We start from the raw sequence: 3,418 nt of genomic DNA on the forward strand, positions 1-3,418 counted from the left end.
CAGATCTGGTGGACGCCGTCCCAGGCGGGCAGCGGCAGGCGGCAGCGGATGTCGACGACCAGCCACTGCTGGGGGTTGGCGAGGTCCTGCATCCGGGAGCCGATGGAGGCGCGGACCAGGCTGCCCGCGCCGTCGCATCCCAGGACGGCGTCGGCCCGGACCGTGTGGGAGACGCCGGTGTCCTCGTCCCGGTAGATCACCGGCACCGGAGCGCCGCCGTGCGGGGGCGGGGTCACGGCGGTGACCTCGATGCCTCCGCGCAGCGTGACCGGCGGGTGATGCCGGAGGTTGTCCCGCAGCAGTTGCTCGAGTTCGGGCTGGTCGAACATGTTGGCTTCGGGAAAGCCGTACCGGCCGCACGGGTTGTCGCGGCGGAACTCGGCCAGCACCCGGTGGGAGCCGTCCAGCAGCCGCATGCCGCGGGTAGGACGGGAGATCGCGCCGAACGCGTCATGAATACCCATGGCCTGCAGGATGCGGTACACCTCGTCGTCCAGGTGGACGGCGCGCGGCAGCGGATACGGGGCGCGGTGGCGTTCCAGGACCAGGGCGGGCACGCCGTGGCGGGCGAGGAGGGTGGCGGCGGTCAGCCCGGTGGGTCCGGCGCCGATCACCACGACGGGCACATGCTCAGGGATGGTGGCGGTCACTTGCTCAGGGCTTTCAGCAGGCCCAGCAGACGGGCGTGGTCGATCTCGTTGTCCTCGCGCAGCGCGGAAATCGCCTGAAGGAGCGCCCCGGGCGACGGGGTGGTACCGAGGAAGTCGCGAGTGGCGGGTGGTCCCCACTGGGCCAGGCCGGAGGCGGACATCGCGGCCCAGCCGGGTTCGAGTGTGTTGTCGAAGACGTCTCCGTCGGCGTAGTGCTCGAGCATGAAGCGGTCGGGGTCGCGCCAGTAGTCGAAGATCTGGCTGCCCTGGATGTGCCGGCCGATGCCCCAGGAGTGGTGGTAGCCGCGCTCGCGCAGGTAAGCGCCGCCGACGGCCAGCGCGTCGAGGTCGGCGACCTGGTAGGCGGAGTGGACGTAGCCCGTGTCGGGGCCCAGGTGCATGGCCAGGGTGTGGTGGTCGGCGGGTTCGCTGCCGCGGTCGCAGCGGATGAAGGCCATGCTGGGGCCGCGGTCGCGCTGGCCGTCCAGGTAGAGGAAGTCGCTGACGATCAGGCCGAGGTGCTGCAGGTACCAGTCCAGGGCGCGCCGGAAGACCCGGGTGGAGAGCACCACGTGGCCCAGGCGCTGCACCTGGGAGGGTGTGCGGGGCGGGCGCTGGGTGGCGTTGATGCGGGCGGCTGAGGCGGTGGTGCCGGTGTTGAGGACCAGGGGCTGCTGCAGTGGTCGCGCGGGCTGCTCGGTGACGCCGTGTACGACGCGGACCGGGATGCCGGAGGGGTCGAGCAGGTCCACGGCGCGGCCTTGGCCGTACTCGGTGAGGGCCCGGACTTTGTTGCCGGTGGCGCGGGCCAGCCGGTCGAGGTCGGCGGCGTCGGCGGCCTGGAACGCGGGGCCGATGAACCGGGAGGCGGGGCCGCGGCGGATCACCAGGCAGTGAGGGCCGGCCATGGCGCCGCGCAGATAGAGGGTGTCATCGGTACGGGCGGCGGTGGTGAACCCGAAGTCGTGGGCGAAGGTTTCGGCCCTGTCCAGGTCGGGCTTGGTGAACTCCAGCCAGGCCAGGTCGACCACCTTGATGACGGGCTGGGCGGCGCGGCCGGGGTGCTCTCCGCGCCGGGCGCCCCGTTCGCTGTGCAGTCCTTGGTGGGCGTCGGCGGTGGGGACCGGGGTGGGGGTGGGTGTCGGGTCGTTCACGGGGATTCCTTCCTGTGGTCTCCACGGCCTGTGGCGGGGACGGGACGGGTGCCGCGGTGCCCTGGAGGTGAGGCGGGGTGAGGGTCGGGCCCGGCCCGCCGACTGCGGCGGTGATCGGCGGGCCGGGTGGCACGGCAGGTGGGCGGTTCCTACCGGGCGAGGAGGGAGTCCAGCGCGGTGGTGAGTTCGCCGACCGGGTCGGTGGCCGCGCCGTGGGCGCGCCAGCCGATGAAGCGGTCCGGGCGCACGAGGACGGCGCCTTGCGGTGTGTGACCTCGGGCGGCGGTCCAGGTGGAGCGCACGTCGCGGTAGTCGCCCTCCACATGGCCGACCCGGATCGCGTCCAGCGGCAGCCCGCTCTCGGCGGCGATCTTCTCGGCGGCCTCGCACCAGGCCTGACCGTCCTCTCCGGCGATCAGCAGCAGGCGGCCGGGGCGCACCAAGCGGGCCAGGGCCGTGCAACGGCCGTCGACGTCCTCCAGCCAGGCGTGGGGCAGCGGGTGTCCTGGGCGGGCGGCGGGCTGGTAGATGCGGACGGGGTCGGGGTTCTCGGGTGCGGGAGTGCCGTCGGGGACGACGGCCGCGGAGTCGTACGTGTAGCCGAACTCGACGCCCAGTTCGTTGAACTCCATGGACTGGGCGGCCACGGCGGTGAGGAAGGTGCGGCGGAAGTCGGCGTCGGCGGGGTCGGCGCTCCACAGGCGGCGGGCCTGCCGCCAGTTCTCCTCTTCGCCGGCCTCGGGCCCGCCGCCGAAGAGGGCGTTGATGGTGATGTGGTTCATGGCGTTTTCCAGTGAGCGCTGGATGTTGGTGGCGTCCGCCGGGCGCCGTTCGGCCTCGTAGGTGTCGAGCAGGGCGTCGCCGGCGTGGCCGTTCAGGACGGCGGTGAGCTTCCAGGTGAGGTTCTGGACGTCGTGCATGGCGGAGGTCAGACCGAGGCCGCCCGTGGGCGGGTGGCGGTGGGCGGCGTCGCCGGCGATCAGGACGCGACCGACGCGGTAGCGGTCGGCGACCACGCCTTCCAGAGTCCAGCGGGAGACCATGTGAACCGTCAGGTCCTCCCCGCTCAAGCCCAGCCCCGTGCGCAGGTCGGCGAGTACGGACTCGTCGTCCAGCGCGCGGGCGTCATCGGACCCGTAGTTGAGGTGGAAGACCCACTCCTCGGACTCGGGCCCCCAGTGGTGGGGTCCCATGGGCACCAGAACGCCGGGGATGCCGAGGCGGGGCAGCCACAGCCAGCGGATCAGCACCTCCGGGTCGCGCGCCCAGCGGGACAGGTCGGCGGAGATGTGGAAGGAGACCACGCGGGCGAGGTCGCGCACGCCCTCCTGCACGATGCCCAGGGCGGGCCCGACGGTACGGCCGCCGTCGCAGCCCATTAGGTACCGGGCCCGCACCCGGTAGGTCTCGCCACTGTCGCGGTCGGTGATGATGGCGGTGACGCCCTCGCCGTCCTGGGCGAGTCCGGTCAGCTCGTGATGGAAGCGGACCCTGCCGGGCGAGAGTTCCTCGGCGCGGGCGCGCAGGACCGGCTCCAGGCGGATCTGGGGCAGGTTGGCCTGCCGCTCGGGGCTGGCCGCGAGCCACTCCGGAGAGTTCCCGCCCGCGCCCCAG

The 3,418-nt window shown here is 72.9% G+C and carries 3 protein-coding genes; all 3 read right to left on the reverse strand.

The window, feature by feature from the left end; genetic code table 11:
- Window positions 1-650 (reverse strand): FAD-dependent monooxygenase (locus ABZ641_RS29940; RefSeq protein ID WP_359986784.1); only part of this gene is annotated, 650 nt, incomplete at its 3' end.
- Entirely contained in the window at window positions 647-1,804 is a 1,158-nt protein-coding gene (locus ABZ641_RS29945) for a VOC family protein (RefSeq protein ID WP_359986787.1), read from the reverse strand. The genes ABZ641_RS29945 and ABZ641_RS29940, both read right to left, overlap by 4 nt.
- Window positions 1,805-1,953: 149 nt before the next feature.
- Window positions 1,954-3,418 (reverse strand): FAD-dependent monooxygenase (locus ABZ641_RS29950; RefSeq protein ID WP_359986789.1); only part of this gene is annotated, 1,465 nt, incomplete at its 5' end.

It is taken from the genome of Kitasatospora sp. NPDC007106 (assembly GCF_040634455.1).
GTDB lineage: Bacteria > Actinomycetota > Actinomycetes > Streptomycetales > Streptomycetaceae > Kitasatospora > Kitasatospora arboriphila.